This is a genomic window from Billgrantia gudaonensis, from assembly GCF_900100195.1.
Taxonomy (GTDB): Bacteria; Pseudomonadota; Gammaproteobacteria; order Pseudomonadales; family Halomonadaceae; genus Halomonas; species Halomonas gudaonensis.
Genome location: NZ_FNES01000007.1, coordinates 57969 through 72606 on the forward strand (window position 1 = coordinate 57969; position 14638 = coordinate 72606).

The window sequence follows — 14638 nt, forward strand, 5'->3', positions numbered from 1 at the left end:
CTCGCTGCCCCCGCCGCCCGACTGCCGGACGGCGGGGAAACGGTCAGAAACGGCCGCGCAGAGTGGCCACCATGCCGAAGCCGGGAGCCAACAGTTCGCCGTTCACGGGCTGGTCGGTCAGGTGTTCGCGGTAGCCACGGTCGAAGAGGTTGTTGACGTCCAGGCCCACCTCCAGGGACGACAGCCCCGCGGTCTCGCCGAAACGCCAGCCCAGGCCCAGGTCGGCCGTGGCATAGCCCGACGTGGCGCGCTCTGTGCCGCCCGAGAAGGTGTCGGCGGTACGATCCTGCCCATCGACGGCACGCAACTGGGCATGCCAGTGGAAGCCGGACGGCGGCTGCTGACCGATGCCCAGCGTGGCCTCCGGGGCTGGCATCTGGTAGAGCGGTTCGTCGTCCTGCTCGTTGGTGCCACGCAGCCAGGTCAGGCTGCCGTCCAGCTGCCAGTGACCGCCGGCCAGTTGCCCGTCCAGGGGTAGGGTGAAGCCCGCCTCCACGCCCTGTATCTCGACCCGGTCGAGGTTTTCGGTGCGCTTGATCGGCAACCCTTGCGGATTGATGTCGCCGGTCACCCGCCCGGCGATGTAGTCGTCGATGCGGGTATGGAAGGCCGCCAGGCGGTATTCGCCGCGCTCGCTGCGCCCCTTCAGGCCGATCTCGAGGCTGGTGGAGCGTTCGGGGTCGAGCTGCGGGTTGCCGATGTGATAATAGCCGTCGCCGCGGGTGGCGTCCTCGAAGCGCTCGCGCATGTCCGGGGCGCGGTAGGCCGAGCCCAGGCTGACATAGGGGTTGACCAGCGGTGAGACGTTGTAGATCGCACCCAGCGACCAGGAGAGGGTGTCGCTGGTGTCGTCCAGGCCGTCGCGGGTGGCATTCGCGCCGTTGCCCTTGATGGCGGCATCGCCACTGGTGCTGTCGTAGCGGGCGCCGGCCAGCAGCGTCCAGTCGTCGAACAGCACCTCGTCCTGGACGAAGAGGCCGCGGCTCTCGATCTCGCCGTCGCGGAACGGTGAATTGGCGACCACATCGTCGCTCATGCCCCGGTAGCTGAAGCGTTGCGGATCGCCGCTCATTTCCCAGGCTTCGGCACCCAGGGTGAGCAGGTGGCGCTCGCCCAGCGGCAGACGGTACTGGGTGCGGATGCCATCGGTGGTGAAGGTGACGTCGTTCCACACCTGGTTGCGCTCGAGGCCGCTGGACCAGGCGCGGATCTCGCGATACATCTCCTGGCGATACAGGCTCGCTTCCAGGGTGCCGGGGCCTACCTTGCCTTCGTATCCCACCTCGTAGAGTTCGCGCTGTTGACGCGGCGAATGGATGGTCAGGGTGCCGAGCGGCGCGGCCGGAGCGAGTTTTCGCGAGCCGGGATACCAGACGTCGCGGTCCTCCTGGTTCTGGACGTTGAGCGTGAGGCGGTGGTCGTCGGCCAGGCGGAAGGCGTACTTGAGCAGGAAGGCGCCGGACTCGAAGCCGCTGTTGTCGACGCGCCCTTCGGGGGTGTCGTAGTCGCTCACGTCACGCGCGGTGCCGCCCAGCACCAGGGCGTGATCGCGATTGGCGAGTTGCACCACGGCGCCGCCGCCGAGGCTCTCGTCGACGCTGCCGGCGCTGGTGGCGAAGCGCCCGTTGATGGACGGTTCGGGGGTGAACTCGGCGTCTGGCGTGCGCAGGTTGACCGCGCCGCCCAGGGCTCCGCTGCCGTGCAGCACCGAGCCGGGGCCCTTCACCACCTCGACGCTGTCGAGCAGGCCGAGGCTGGCAAAAGAGGCCAGGGCTCCAGCCGGCTGGGCCGAGTTGACGCGCACGCCGTCCACCTGCAGCACGATGCTCTCCTTCTTCAAGCCGCGCAGCACCGGGTTCTGCCCCCAGGCGCCGTCGCTGTACACGGCGGTGCCCGGCTGTCCGCGGAACAGGCTTCCGACGCTTTCGGCCACGGCGGCGGATTCGGGGTCGAGGCGCAGGGTGGCCTTGGGGGTGTCGAGTTCGTCGGCGGCATAGCCCTTGGCGGTGACGGTGAGGCTCGGCAGGGCGTAGTCGGGGGTCGTCTCGGCGCCTGCCAGGGGGCTGATTGCCGTCGCGACGCCCAGGGCCAGCGGGGCGAGGGTGGTCGATGGTCGCATGGGGTTCCTCCTGATCAAAAGATGCAATTATAATGCAATTTATACGGATTCGCGTTTTGATCCATGTCAGAAGAGCGTCGTTTCGGGCGGCAGGCGGAAAGGATGGCATCGGCACCGCGTCGTCGATTGACCGGCGTCAACGCGGTGCTTCGCCTGCTGAAGCAAAATGCAATCATTCTTGTTCGTTTCGTGGAGAGACGTATGAAGCGGTCGCGAGCGGCGCGGGGCGTCGCAACGCTGCTGAGCTGGGGCGGTAGCTGTACCGGTGTGCTGCTTTTCGTGGCGTTATGGGAATGGGGCAGCCAGGCCTATGGCAGTTTCCTGTTGCCGGGCCCGCGCGATGCCTTGGCGGCGTTGGCGCAGTTGGTGCGGCAGGGCGAAGCGGCCACTGCGGTATGGGCCACCACCTGGCGTGCGATGTCGGGTTTCGCCCTGGCAGCGCTGGCGGGCATCGCGCTGGGTCTTCTGGCGGGGCTTTCGCGCACCCTGGGGCGGGCCCTGGAACCGGTCTCGACGGTGCTGCTGGGCATTCCGCCGATCGCCTGGATCGTGCTCGCCATCCTGTGGTTCGGCAGCGGCTCGGCGGCGACGATCTATACGGTGATGGCCACTACTCTGCCGGTGGCCTTCGCCGGGGCGCAGATGGGCGCGCTGACGCGCGATCGCCGCCTGCAGGAGATGGCCGATGCCTTCCGGGTGCCGCCGTTGATGCGTCTGGTCGATTTCCACCTGCCGCACATCGTTTCCTACGTCTTTCCAGCGCTGATCACGGCGCTGGGCGTGGCCTGGAAGGTGGCGGTGATGGCCGAGTTGTTCGCCGCCGAGGAAGGCATCGGTGCCGGCCTGGCGGTGGCCCGCGTCAATCTCGACACCGCGGCGGCGATGGCCTGGATAGTGCTGGTGGTGGTGCTGCTGATCGTCGCCGAGCACGGCCTGCTGCGTCCCTTGCAGCGGCGCATGGAGCCCTGGCGTCAGGCCGGGCGGAGGGCTGGGTGATGCTCGAGCTCGATGCCATAGGCCACGCTTTCGGCATGAGCCGCGTGCTCGACGGCGTGAGTCTGACGCTCGCGCCGGGCGAATCGGTCTGCCTGGTGGGGCCTTCGGGCTGCGGCAAGACCACGCTGCTGCGCATCGCCGCGGGGTTGGTCGGCCCTGCCGAGGGACGTGTCAACGACGGTTTCCACCGCAGCGCCGTGGTCTTCCAGGAAGGGCGTCTGCTGCCCTGGCGCCGCCTGCTCGACAACATCGGTCTGGGGCTCAAGGCGGCCGGCGTGCCGCGTCGCGAGCGTCTGGCTCGCGCTCGCTCGCTGGCCGCCGAACTGGGGCTCGCCGAATGCCATGACCGCTTTCCCCACGAACTCTCCGGCGGCATGCAGCAGCGCGTCGCTCTGGCTCGCGCCCTGGCGGTGGAGGCCGATTGCCTGCTCCTCGACGAGCCCTTCAGTGCCCTGGACGTGGGCCTGCGCAGCGAAGCTCAGGCACTGTTGCTCGATCTGCTGGCGCGTCGCGGCATCGCCTCGTTGCTGGTCACCCATGACCTGACCGAAGCGTTGCGCCTGGGGCACCGGGTGGTGGTGCTGTCGCCGGCACCGGGTCGCATCGTTCATGAGGCACACGTCGAGCGTCCCTTCGCCGAGCGCGACGCCGCTTTCCTTTACGAGGCCGCCGGTGCCCTGCTGCGACATCCCGCCGTTGCCGAGAGCTTCCTGTTTCGAACCGATGAGGTGACCCCATGATCGACCGCCGACGCCGCCAGCTGTTGCAGTTTGCCGCCGCAACCGCCTCCCTGGCCGTTCTGCCGGGAATCGGCCTGGCCACCGGGCCCGGGCTGCGCGCCGCGACGCCGCTGGGCCTGCCCCAGGTGATCCTGGTGCGTGCCCTGCAGGACGAACGCCTGGATGCCCTGGTGGGCGGCAGCGAACTGCGCGACTGGCGCGACCCCGACCAGTTGCGCGCCTGGATCGCCGGCAGCGAGGTGCAACTGACCGCCACGCCAACCAATGTCGCGGCCAACCTCTACAACCGTGGCGTGCCGGTGGTGCTGATGAACGTCAACGTGTGGGGCACCCTGGGGGTGCTGGCCCGCGAGGCGCCCCTGTCCGGCCTCGCCGATCTGGCCGGGCGTCAGGTCGGGGTGCCGTGGCGGGGCGACATGCCGGACCTGGTGCTGCGCTACCTGCTGGCCCGCGAAGGACTCGAGGTGGGTCGCGACCTGCGGATCACTTATCAAGCGAGCCCCTTCGAGACCGTGCAGCTCTTTCTGGCCCAGCGCCTGGATGCCGCCGTGCTGCCCGAGCCGATGCGCACTGCGACTCGCCGCCAGGCCGGTTCGCTGGGGATCGAGCCGCTCGAGCTCGATCTGCAGCAGGAGTGGGCGCGTCTCACCGGGGACGCCCCGGCGTTGCCGCAGGCCGGCGTGATCTGTCGGCGCGAACTGCTCGAAGCGCACCCCGAATGGATCGCCGCCGTGCAGGCGGCGGTGGGCGAAGCGGTGGCTTGGGTCAATGCCAATCCCGGTGCGGCGGCTCGGCTCGGTGCCGAGCATGCGCCGCTACCGGCCCCGGTATTCGAAGGGGCCATCGCTCGCACCCGGCTGGAGATGCGTACGGCCCAGGAGGCCCGTCCGGCGCTGGAAGCCTTCTTCTCGGCACTGGCCGAACTCTCCAGCGGCTTCATCGGTGGTGGTCTGCCGGACGATGCTTTCTATCTGGACAAGGCTTGAATCGCTGTATTGCCAGTCGATTATCGGCCGTTTTCGAGGCTGCACAGTTGCCCAAGCGAGAGACGCCGGGGACAGGGCGGAGAGGGGGGCATTTGCCATGGATGGCAAACGTAGCGCCCAGGGAGGGGGTCACAGCGCCCCCTCGCAGCCCTGTCGCCGGATCAGCCTCGAGCCGTGCCGCTAACTGCATTAGCCTCTCGGAGGAGATCCCATGACCGCTTCGTCAGTGGCGATTCCCGGCCAGCGCGTGGCGCTGCTGGCCTACGGATTTCGCCCTTTCTTCCTGCTCGCTGCGATCTATGCGCCGCTGGCACTAGTGCCCTGGGTGGGCGGGCTGCTGCAGCAGCTGACCCTGGATACCGGCATGCCGCCCCTGCTTTGGCACGCCCACGAGATGCTCTTCGGTTTCGTGGCCGCAGCGCTCGCCGGATTTCTGCTCACCGCCATTCCTTCCTGGGCGAAGGTGGCACCCGTGACCGGGCTGCCTCTGGTGGCGCTGGTGCTGCTATGGCTGGTCGGACGCGTGGCGATGTGGCTGGCCGGGTGGTTTTCGCCCGTGCTGGTGGTGGTCGCCAACCTGGCGTTTCCGTTGACGCTGGTGGCCTGGGCGCTACCCGCCCTGGTGTCTCTCGAGGGGCGGCGCCATCTCAGCCTGGGCGCCCTGCTGTTGCTGTTCGTCATCGCCCAATGCGGTTTCTCACTAGCCTGGCTGGGTGCGCTGCCGATGCGCTTCGCGCCGCTCGACTGGTTGCATCTGGCAGCCAATCTGCTGCTGGTGATGATCGCCGTGACCGCCTCGCGCATCGTTCGGGTGGTGGCCATGGCCGCGATGCAGGCGAGCAGTGCCGGCTGGACACCGCGGTTCACCGCGGCGCGCGAGCATCTGGCGGTGGCCACTCTGTTGGCGTTCGTGGTTGCCGACTTCCTGGCGCGTGGTCATCCGGTCACCGGCTGGATTGCCCTGGCGGCGGCCGCGGCCCAGGCCGATCGTCTCGCCGAGTGGCCCTGGGGGAGGGCCATGGGGCGGCTCTACCTGCTGCTGCTCACTCTGGCCTATGCGTGGATCACGCTGGGGCTGGCACTGGTGGGGCTGTCGGCGCTGCTCGACGGCTTGCCCTCCTATGCCGGTCGTCATGTGCTGTTCCTCGGGGCCATCGGTACCGCCGTGCTGGCGGTGTTCTGCATCGCCGGCCTGCGCCATACCGGCCGTCCGCTGCAGCTGCCGCGCCCGATCTGGGGAGCGCTCGGCTGCCTGCTTGGCGCCACGCTGCTGCGCAATGGCGTGCCCCTGGTCTGGCCGCAGCATTACCTGGTGCTGGGCGTGGTGCTCCCGGCGCTGCTATGGCTGCTGGCCTATGGCCTGTATGTGCTGAGCTATGCGGGCATGCTGTGTCGGGCGCGACCGGATGGCCTGCCCGGATGATGCCGGCCAGCCTGGCGCGCTCTCGTGAACGACTATCCTGAAACGTAGAAAATGCCGGTTGGCCGTGTCCGATGCGGGCATGCTAGGTTCTTGCAGTGCCCGGAGGCACCGGGCAGGAATCGATAATCACAAACGATCCCGTTTCAGGAGGGAGACATCCCATGCGAGCTCTGACATACATTGCGGCAGTATCCCTGCTGGCCACGGCGCCCTTGGCTTCGGCCCAGCAGCTGTCCATTGCCACCGGCGGCACCGGCGGCACCTATTACCCCTTGGGGGGTGGCATGGCCGAGATGATCGGCGAGCACATCGAGGGCTATGAGGCGGTGGCCGAGGTCACCGGCGCTTCGGTGGAGAACATGGGGCTGGTATGGCGCGGCGATTCCGACATGGCCCTGGCCCTGGCCGATACCGTCCATCAGGCCTACAGTGGCACCGGTGACTTCGAGGGCCGTCAGCTCGAGAACATCCGCGCCCTGGCCTCCGTCTATCCCAACGCGGTGCAGATCGTCACCCTGGCCGATTCCGGCATCGAATCGCTCTCCGACCTCGAGGGCAAGGTGGTCTCCGTGGGTGCACCCGGTAGCGGCACCGAGCTCAATGCTCGCGCGGTGCTCGAGTCCAACGGCATCACTTACGATGACATCGACCCGCGTCGTCTCAATTTCAACGAGACCGCCGATGCCATCCGCGACGGCGACATCGACGCCGGTTTCTGGAGCGTGGGTCCCCCCACCAGCTCGATCATGAACCTGGCCACCACTCGCGACATCCGCTTGATCGGGCTGTCCGACGAGGAAGTCGCCAACGCTCGCGAAGCCGTGTCGGTGTTCGCTCCCTACGAGCTGCGCGCCGGCCTCTACGAAGGCATGGAGGAAGGCGTTCAGACCATCGGCATTCCCAACGTGCTGGCGGTGAGCAGCGAAATGGACGAAGAGCTGGCCTACCAGATCACCAAGATGCTCTTCGAGCGCACCGACGAACTGATCGAGGTGCATCCGGCAGCCAACGACACCACCGTGAAGTTCAGCACCGACTCCACGCCGATCGCCTTCCACCCCGGCGCGCTGCGCTACTACGAAGAAGTGGATGCCGAGATCGCCGACCACCAGCGCCCCTGAGCGTGGTTGGCGATGCCTGAACGATACCTGAAAGCAGGGTGGGCCTGGATGCCCGCCCTGCTGTCGTGTCTGTCGGTGGTCGCGATGGCCGACCCAGCACCCGCTCGACTGGAAGTGCTGGATGCCGATGACGAGCCCTTGGTTGCGTTGGCGATGCCGGAAGGCGGCCGCTGGTGCCTGGAGTGGAACCATTCCGTCGAGGGCTTCGCGGTGCTCGATTGCTACCGCCATGACGAGGGGCGCATGGTGCTCGAGCGCAGCCACCTGCCCGACTTTGCCGCCGGGCTCGATCACGTGCTGGGTCGGGGACGTCAGGTGTCCGACGGCCAGGGCGGATACTGGATCGAGGACATCGACGAGCCGGTGCCGGGCAACGCCTACGTGCTGCGTGTCGGGTCGATGCGCGTCGATCATCGTTTGGTGGTCGGTACCCGGCGCGTCAGTCTGAGTGCGCTGGCTGCCGGCGAGCGTGTCACCGTTCGCTTGAGTTCCGCCGACGATGCCCGCGAGTGAACGAAAACCCTAGAGAGAATGCAGATGAGTGATTCGGGAACCTCCCCCGTCATTCCCGGCAGTCAGGCGCCTCACTCCCGTGCGGTGCTGTGGCTGATCACCCTGGTGGCAGTGGGTCTGTCGCTGTTCCAGCTCTATTCCGCCGGCATTCAGCCGCTGGGGCTGTTCTACCAGCGCAGCATCCACCTGATGCTGATCATGGTGCTGGCCTTCCTGATGTTTCCGCTGCTGGGCGCTGCGCGCGCTCGCGGCCCCATCAGCGGCCTCGTCGATTTACTGTTCGTCGTCGGCGCCCTGATTACCGGCGGCTACCTGGCGCTCTACCTGGACGAGATCATCAACCGTGCGGGCTTCTGGAGCCAGACCGATATCGTGGTGGGGTGCATCGCCACCCTGACCGTACTCGAGGCGGCACGCCGGGCGGTGGGGCTCGGCATGACCGTCATTGGCCTCATCGCCATCTTGTATGCCTTTGCCGGTCCCCGCGGCGAATTGCCGTGGCTGGGGCAGTTCCTGCCCGGCATTCTCGAGCATCGTGGCTACAACCTGGATCGTCTGGTCGGCCAGCTCTACCTGGGCCAGGAAGGCATCTTCGGCTTGCCCATGGGTGTGGCCGCCACCTACATCTTCATCTTCGTGCTGTTCGGTGCTTTTCTGGAAGTCACCGGTGCCGGCAAGTTCTTCATCGACCTGGCGTATGCGGCCACCGGCCGGCAGCGGGGCGGACCGGCCAAGGCGGCGGTCATCGCCTCGGCGGGCATGGGCTCCATCTCCGGTAGTGCCATCGCCAACGTGGTGACCACCGGGGCCTTCACCATCCCACTCATGAAGCGCCTGGGATACAAGCCGCACCAGGCCGGCGGCATCGAGGCGGCGGCCTCCACCGGTGGACAGATCATGCCGCCGCTGATGGGGGCCGGGGCCTTCCTGATCGCCGAGTACACGCGGATGCCCTACCTGGAGGTGGTCAAGGTCAGCATCCTGCCGGCCATCATGTACTTCGGTACCGTCTACCTCTTCGTGCACATCATCGCCTTGAAGCAGGGTATGCAGGGCATGTCACGCGCGGAACTGCCGCAGATGCGCGATGTGATGGGCGCTGGCTGGCACTTCCTGCTGCCGCTGGCGGTGCTGGTCTGGCTGCTGGTAATGAACATGTCGCCCATGCGCGTGGGCTACTACGCCATCCTCACCATGCTGGCCGTGGCAGTGCTGCGTTTCGCAGTGTGGTTCCTGTTCATCGCCCCTCGCGAGGGCCAGAGGGTGACCGGAGAAACCCTGCGCGAGGCGTTCAAGGCGGGCCTGATCAAGCTGATGGGCGGCCTGGAGCTGGGCGCGCGCAACGCCGTGGCGGTCTCCATGGCCTGTGCCGTGGCGGGGATCATCGTCGGGGTGGTCGGCCTGACCGGACTGGGGCTGAAATTCTCTTCCATGATGCTGGCCTTTTCCGGCGGCAACCTGCTGCTGGCGCTGGTGATGGTGCTGCTGGCCAGCCTGGTGCTGGGGATGGGCCTGCCGGTGACCGCCAGCTACATCGTGCTGATCGTGCTGGTCGGCCCCGCGCTCACCGCCGAATTCGGCGTGCCGCTGCTGATCGCCCACCTGGTGGTGTTCTGGTATTCCCAGGATTCCAACGTCACACCGCCCATCGCTTTGGCCGGTTTCGCCGGGGCGGCGATTGCCGGTGCCAAACCCATGGATACGGCATTCCAGGCGTGGAAGTTCGCCAAGGGGCTCTACCTGATTCCGGTGTTCATGGTGTACAACCCGGAGATCATCATGGGCGGGCCGGTGCCGGTGGTGGTATGGAATGCGGTGATCGCCTTTCTGGCGCTGGGGGCCTTTGCCGCCGCGTTGGAGGGGTACCTCTTCACGCGCATGTCGTGGCCGGTGCGTGCCCTGCTATTGCCGGCCATCGTGGCGGTGTTCTACCCCAACCTGCTGGTGGAGGCGAGTGGAGCGGCCGTGATGGTACTGGCGCTGGCCGGTAACTGGCTGGCCAACCGCCGCGAGGGACGGGCCGCTCACGGCTGATCGTTCCGGTCTGCCCGGCCTGCCCGACTGGTCAAGATGACGGCGCCGAGAGGCGCCGTTAGAATGTCTGCCCTTCGTTTCCTGCCGACAGTAACCGGGAGCCTCCGATGTCGACCTCCAACCAGGCGCCGCGCGTTGGCGTGATCATGGGTTCCAAGTCCGATTGGCCGATCATGGAGCACGCCGTGACGATGCTCGAGCGTCTGGGCGTGGCCTGCGAGACCCGCGTCGTCTCCGCCCATCGCACCCCCGACCTGCTGTTCGACTATGCGAAAAGTGCCGCCGAGCGCGGCATCCAGGTGATCGTCGCCGGGGCCGGCGGTGCAGCCCACCTGCCTGGCATGGTGGCCGCGCAGACGCCATTGCCGGTGCTGGGGGTGCCGGTGGAATCCAAGGCGCTCAAGGGGCTCGATTCGCTGCTTTCCATCGTGCAGATGCCCGGCGGCGTCGCCGTGGGAACGCTGGCCATCGGCAAGGCCGGGGCCACCAACGCAGGCCTTCTCGCGGCGCAGATCGTCGCTTTGCAGGACGCTGAGGTGCGCGCCGCCGTCGAGGCGTTCCGTGCCGAGCAGACCCGCAACGTGCTCGACGACCCCGACCCCCGCCCCCAGCCCTGATCTAGAGAGACGAGTGAGGAACGAGTCATGAACATCGGCGTACTGGGAGCTGGCCAGCTTGGCCGCATGCTGGCGTTGGCCGGCTATCCGCTGGCCAACCGCTTCACCTTCCTCGATACCACCGGCCATCCCAGTGCCGGAATCGGCGAGGTGCTCATCGATACCGATCAGAACCGCCTTGACGAGTTTCTGGCCAAGGTGAACCTGGTCACCTACGAGTTCGAGCACCTGCCGGTTGCGCTGGTCCGTGCCATCGAGGCGGTGAAGCCGGTTCATCCCTCCAGCGAGGCCATTCGCGTCTGTCAGAACCGCGCCGAGGAGAAGGCGCTGTTCGACCGCCTGGGCATTCCCACTCCGGCCTATCGGCTCGTGGAGAGCGCCGACGAACTCGAGGCCGCCGCCCGCGCGCTGGGCTGCCCCGTGGTGGCCAAGTCGGTCACCGAGGGCTACGACGGCAAGGGCCAGGCGGTGATCCGCGACCCGGCCGAGGCGGGCGATGCGTGGCGTTCCATCGGCCATCCGCAGCTGATCGTCGAGTCCTTCGTCGACTTCGTGCGCGAGGTGTCGATCATCGCCGTGCGGGGCCGTGACGGCCAGGTGGCCTTTTACCCCATGGCCGAGAACGTCCATGTCGACGGTATCCTGCGCTACTCCATCGCGCCCTTGCCGGACCTGGACGATGGCGTGCAACGGACTGCCGATGAGTACATCCGAACCCTGTTGGACGAACTCGATTACGTCGGCGTACTCACCCTGGAGCTGTTCCAGACACGCGACGGGGGACTTCTAGCCAACGAGATGGCTCCCCGGGTGCACAATTCCGGCCATTGGACGCTGGATGGCGCGGTGACCAGTCAGTTCGAGAACCATCTGCGTGCCATCCAGGGCCTGCCGTTGGGCGACACAGCAGCGCGGATGCCCACCTGCATGGTCAACGTGATCGGTCGCGAGGGCGATAGCGCCGAGATCCTGGCGATCCCCGACGCCCATCTGCACCGCTACGACAAGGGCGAGCGTCCAGGACGCAAGCTGGCGCACGTCAACCTGCTGGCGCCGACCCATGGCGAGCTGCTGAACAAGATGCGCACCTGCGCGGCTCTGCTGCCCGACGCCCCGGCGCCACGCTTCAGTTTCGAGTAGCCGGGTGCGCTTCCGCTAGCCGCGAAGACCCCCGCCCGGGCGAGGCCGTCGTGTCGTCCGAGCAGGCCAGGCGTCCCCGCACCGTTGGTCATTCCCACAAGGCGAGGCCCCACACCCACAACGCCATGAGAGCGAAGTGGCCGGGGTACCAGGCGAGCCACAGCCAGCGCGGCATGGCGAAGGGCACGGCCGGAGTGAGGCGGTGGGCACCAGCGGCCAGTCCCAGCACCGCCAGGCTGGTGGCGACGGCGAACGATTTGGCGAGAGGCCTGCTGTTGAGCAGGCCGGTCGCCACCAGCGCCGGTATGGCGCAAGCCACCGCGGCGAGCCGTTGGGGCATGGCGGGTCCGGTGTGGTGGAGGCGGTGCATGGCCAGCATGAACAGCGGAATCAGCAGCAGGCCCTCGTGACCGTACTCGACCCAGTCGCCCAGCCACTGCCAGGCCAGCAGCGAGGCCAGCGTGGCCAGCACCAGCCAGAGCGCACCGACGTCCCGTCGCCGGTGATGTTCCAGCAGGGCGTTCAGCATGGCTCCCCAACTCAGCCCGAGCGAGAGGGTGAAGCAGACGTTGAGGATGAAGGCGTCGGAAGCCCGAGGCATCATCATGTAAGGCAACTGGGCGATCAGCCCGATCACCAGTATGCGCCGGGCGTAGCGAAGCGGGTTGCGAGTGTTGAACAGCCCGTGCCAGGCGACCATGGCGGCGAACAGCGGGAAGGCAATGCGTCCGAGGGATGAGCCCGCCCAATCCAGCTGCCAGTCGTTGGGCAGCACATAACGGGTCAGGTGGTCGAGGGTCATGGTGATGAGCGCCAGCCACTGTCCCCAGCCGGTCCAGGTGGAGGCGGGGCGTGATGGGGCAGTGGCGGGGCGTGTGATCATGGGGCTTGGGACATACATCCTGTCCTCCCGGGTCTTTCCGATGACGATAGCGATGCGTTGACCGGCGGCTGTACCCTGGGGTTCCCTGTTGCCAGGACGCGACACCGGCCGGTATTCGAAGGCCAACGACGAGGAGGCGAAAGGATAAAGAATGAGGATCGGTCTGCTGCAGTGCGATGACGTGGCCCCGGAGCTGCGCGAGCGGCACGGCAACTACCCCGAGATGTTCGCGCAGCTGTTTGCCGCCGTGGATTCGAACCTGACCTGGCGGGTGTGGCGCTGCCTCGACGGCGAGTTCCCCGATGACGTCGAGGCGGTGGATGCGTGGATGACCACCGGCGCGAAATTCAGCGTCAATGACGATCTGCCGTGGATCGCCGATCTCGAAGCCTTCGTGCGGACCCTATGGCAGGCCCGCAAACCGCTGGTGGGAATCTGCTTCGGTCACCAGCTGATCGCCAAGGCACTGGGTGGCCGGGTGATCCAGAGCCCCCGAGGCTGGGGCGTGGGCCTGTCGTTCAACCAGGTGACCGAGCGGCCCGAGTGGATGGCGCCGGCGCAGGATACGCTCGACCTGGTGGTGAGCCACCAGGATCAGGTGGTCGAGTTGCCGCCCGGTGCGCGGGTGTTGGGCGGCAGCGACTTCTGTCCTGCCTACCTGATGCAGGTAGGGGAGCACTTCCTGGGCGTGCAGGGCCATCCCGAGTTCACCAAGGCGTATTCCCGCGACCTGATGGCGCTGCGTGCCGGGGACATCGGCGACGCCCGCGTACGGGAAGGCGAGGCGTCGCTGACGTCGCCGGTGGACGATACCCTGATGGCGCGCTGGATTCTCGCCTTCCTGCGTCGTGCGATGCAGCACCAAGCGCATGTCGGCTAGTTCGCTACCCTGGGAGGCACCGTCATCGGCGACGGCAGCCCTGGTGCTGCTGGGCGTGATCCTGTCCAGCAGCATCCTGGCCGATGCCCTGGCAGCACGCACTCGGCTGCCGCGCATTTCCCTGCTGGTGCTGGTTGGCGTGGGGGTGGCGTTCGTGCAGCAGGCGCTGCTCGGGCATTCGGACGCACGTCCGCTGGACGGGCTTGGCGAACCCTTGATTCAAGTGGCCTTGGTGATGGTCGCTTTCCTGCTGGGCGGGGAATTGACCCTGGATCGTTTGCGCCATACCGGCCCCTTGATTCTCATCGTTTCGCTGTCGGTCATCGGGGTGGGGGTGCTGGCGGTTGGCATCGGGCTGTGGCTGCTGGGGTTTCCCCTGGTGGTGGCGGCCAGCCTGGCCGCCATTTCGGTGGCCACCGACCCGGCCGCGGTGAGCGAAACGGTGCGCGAGAGCGGCGACACTCGACTGCGCGCCCGCTTGCTGATGGGCATCGTTGCCATCGACGATGGCTGGGGCGTGCTGGCCTTCGGGCTGACCATGGCACTGCTGGGCTGGTGGCTCTCGGGGGAAGGCAGTCTGGCGCTGGTGCATGCCGCCTGGGAGCTGGGCGGAGCGCTGCTGCTCGGTACCCTGGTGGGGCTACCGGCAGCCTGGCTGACGGGACGCCTGCGTCCCGGCGAGCCCACTCAGGTCGAGGCCATTGCGCTGATCCTGCTGCTCGCCGGCCTGGCCGACTGGCTGGATGTCTCTGCCCTGCTTGCTGCCATGGTGGCCGGTGCGCTGGTGGCCAACCTGTCGCGCCACCACACCCGCTCGTTCAACGAGATCGAGCACATCGAGTGGCCCTTCCTGGTGTTCTTCTTCGTGCTTTCCGGGGCGAGCATCGACCTGATGCGGTTGGACGATGCGCTGGGGCTGACGCTGGCTTATCTGCTGCTGCGCCTGGGCGGGCGTTATCTGGGCGGAGTGCTCGGCGTGCGCCTGGCCCGTTCGCGCCAGGCCGAGCTACCCCATGACATCGGTCTGGCGCTGACGCCCCAGGCCGGCGTGGCCATGGGCATGGCGTTGCTGGCCATGGAACGCTTTCCGGAGCACGGCGGCGTACTGATCGCTGCCGTCGTGGCGTCCACCGTGGTCTTCGAAGTGCTGGGACCGCTGATGGTGCGCCACGTGCTGCGCTGATTG

The 14638-nt window shown here is 67.4% G+C and carries 13 protein-coding genes; 11 read left to right on the forward strand and 2 right to left on the reverse strand.

Going from position 1 to position 14638, the window contains the following annotated elements; genetic code table 11:
* Positions 1–43: 43 nt before the first annotated feature.
* Positions 44–2119, reverse strand: a complete 2076-nt coding sequence (locus BLP96_RS09880; protein ID WP_089685648.1) for a TonB-dependent receptor — start codon at positions 2117–2119, stop codon at positions 44–46.
* Between the two features lie 201 nt (positions 2120–2320).
* Here BLP96_RS09880 and BLP96_RS09885 point away from each other — a divergent pair, with 201 nt between their 5' ends.
* The 9 genes from BLP96_RS09885 to BLP96_RS09925 all read left to right on the forward strand — a co-directional run bounded on the left by BLP96_RS09885 (position 2321) and on the right by BLP96_RS09925 (position 11689).
* The gene (locus BLP96_RS09885; protein WP_089685650.1) at positions 2321–3115 is read left to right on the forward strand and encodes an ABC transporter permease; all 795 of its coding nucleotides are present in this window, start codon (positions 2321–2323) and stop codon (positions 3113–3115) included.
* Positions 3115–3855, forward strand: a complete 741-nt coding sequence (locus BLP96_RS09890; RefSeq protein ID WP_089685652.1) for an ABC transporter ATP-binding protein — start codon at positions 3115–3117, stop codon at positions 3853–3855. Before BLP96_RS09885 ends, BLP96_RS09890 begins: the two co-directional genes overlap by 1 nt.
* Positions 3852–4841 (forward strand): ABC transporter substrate-binding protein, encoded by a 990-nt coding sequence (locus tag BLP96_RS09895; protein ID WP_089685654.1) that lies wholly within the window; start codon positions 3852–3854, stop codon positions 4839–4841. The genes BLP96_RS09890 and BLP96_RS09895 overlap by 4 nt, the downstream gene beginning before the upstream one ends.
* A gap of 211 nt (positions 4842–5052) precedes the next feature.
* Positions 5053–6264, forward strand: a complete 1212-nt coding sequence (locus BLP96_RS09900) for an NnrS family protein (RefSeq protein ID WP_089685656.1) — start codon at positions 5053–5055, stop codon at positions 6262–6264.
* Between the two features lie 161 nt (positions 6265–6425).
* Positions 6426–7385: a TAXI family TRAP transporter solute-binding subunit gene (locus tag BLP96_RS09905; RefSeq protein ID WP_089685657.1), complete on the forward strand. Its 960-nt coding sequence runs from the start codon at positions 6426–6428 to the stop codon at positions 7383–7385.
* 12 nt (positions 7386–7397) lie between these two features.
* Positions 7398–7898, forward strand: a complete 501-nt coding sequence (locus BLP96_RS09910) for a DUF1850 domain-containing protein (protein ID WP_089685659.1) — start codon at positions 7398–7400, stop codon at positions 7896–7898.
* Between the two features lie 24 nt (positions 7899–7922).
* A complete protein-coding gene (locus BLP96_RS09915) occupies positions 7923–9932 on the forward strand; it encodes a TRAP transporter permease (RefSeq protein ID WP_089685901.1) in 2010 nt (669 codons plus the stop codon).
* 107 nt (positions 9933–10039) lie between these two features.
* On the forward strand, positions 10040–10549 hold the full coding sequence (gene purE, locus BLP96_RS09920; protein WP_089685661.1) for a 5-(carboxyamino)imidazole ribonucleotide mutase: 510 nt from the start codon (positions 10040–10042) through the stop codon (positions 10547–10549).
* A 27-nt stretch (positions 10550–10576) separates the two neighbouring features.
* Positions 10577–11689, forward strand: a complete 1113-nt coding sequence (locus BLP96_RS09925) for a 5-(carboxyamino)imidazole ribonucleotide synthase (RefSeq protein ID WP_089685663.1) — start codon at positions 10577–10579, stop codon at positions 11687–11689.
* An 88-nt stretch (positions 11690–11777) separates the two neighbouring features.
* Here BLP96_RS09925 and BLP96_RS09930 read toward each other — a convergent pair whose 3' ends face one another.
* The gene (locus BLP96_RS09930) at positions 11778–12572 is read right to left on the reverse strand and encodes a TraX family protein (RefSeq protein WP_089685665.1); all 795 of its coding nucleotides are present in this window, start codon (positions 12570–12572) and stop codon (positions 11778–11780) included.
* A 151-nt stretch (positions 12573–12723) separates the two neighbouring features.
* On the opposite strand from BLP96_RS09930, the gene BLP96_RS09935 reads away from it, so the two are divergent.
* Complete coding sequence (locus BLP96_RS09935) at positions 12724–13452, forward strand: glutamine amidotransferase-related protein (RefSeq protein ID WP_089685667.1); 729 nt, start codon at positions 12724–12726, stop codon at positions 13450–13452.
* The gene (locus tag BLP96_RS09940) at positions 13442–14635 is read left to right on the forward strand and encodes a cation:proton antiporter (protein WP_089685669.1); all 1194 of its coding nucleotides are present in this window, start codon (positions 13442–13444) and stop codon (positions 14633–14635) included. The genes BLP96_RS09935 and BLP96_RS09940 overlap by 11 nt, the downstream gene beginning before the upstream one ends.
* The last annotated feature ends 3 nt before the right edge of the window (positions 14636–14638 follow it).

Bases quoted from the DNA above. Each gene is read 5' to 3' on its own strand.
- BLP96_RS09880 (WP_089685648.1), bottom strand. From the start codon at position 2,119: ATGCGACCATCGACCACCCTCGCCCCGCTGGCCCTGGGCGTCGCGACG.
- BLP96_RS09885 (WP_089685650.1), top strand. From the start codon at position 2,321: ATGAAGCGGTCGCGAGCGGCGCGGGGCGTCGCAACGCTGCTGAGCTGG.
- BLP96_RS09890 (WP_089685652.1), top strand. From the start codon at position 3,115: ATGCTCGAGCTCGATGCCATAGGCCACGCTTTCGGCATGAGCCGCGTG.
- BLP96_RS09895 (WP_089685654.1), top strand. From the start codon at position 3,852: ATGATCGACCGCCGACGCCGCCAGCTGTTGCAGTTTGCCGCCGCAACC.
- BLP96_RS09900 (WP_089685656.1), top strand. From the start codon at position 5,053: ATGACCGCTTCGTCAGTGGCGATTCCCGGCCAGCGCGTGGCGCTGCTG.
- BLP96_RS09905 (WP_089685657.1), top strand. From the start codon at position 6,426: ATGCGAGCTCTGACATACATTGCGGCAGTATCCCTGCTGGCCACGGCG.
- BLP96_RS09910 (WP_089685659.1), top strand. From the start codon at position 7,398: ATGCCTGAACGATACCTGAAAGCAGGGTGGGCCTGGATGCCCGCCCTG.
- BLP96_RS09915 (WP_089685901.1), top strand. From the start codon at position 7,923: ATGAGTGATTCGGGAACCTCCCCCGTCATTCCCGGCAGTCAGGCGCCT.
- purE (WP_089685661.1), top strand. From the start codon at position 10,040: ATGTCGACCTCCAACCAGGCGCCGCGCGTTGGCGTGATCATGGGTTCC.
- BLP96_RS09925 (WP_089685663.1), top strand. From the start codon at position 10,577: ATGAACATCGGCGTACTGGGAGCTGGCCAGCTTGGCCGCATGCTGGCG.
- BLP96_RS09930 (WP_089685665.1), bottom strand. From the start codon at position 12,572: ATGATCACACGCCCCGCCACTGCCCCATCACGCCCCGCCTCCACCTGG.
- BLP96_RS09935 (WP_089685667.1), top strand. From the start codon at position 12,724: ATGAGGATCGGTCTGCTGCAGTGCGATGACGTGGCCCCGGAGCTGCGC.
- BLP96_RS09940 (WP_089685669.1), top strand. From the start codon at position 13,442: ATGTCGGCTAGTTCGCTACCCTGGGAGGCACCGTCATCGGCGACGGCA.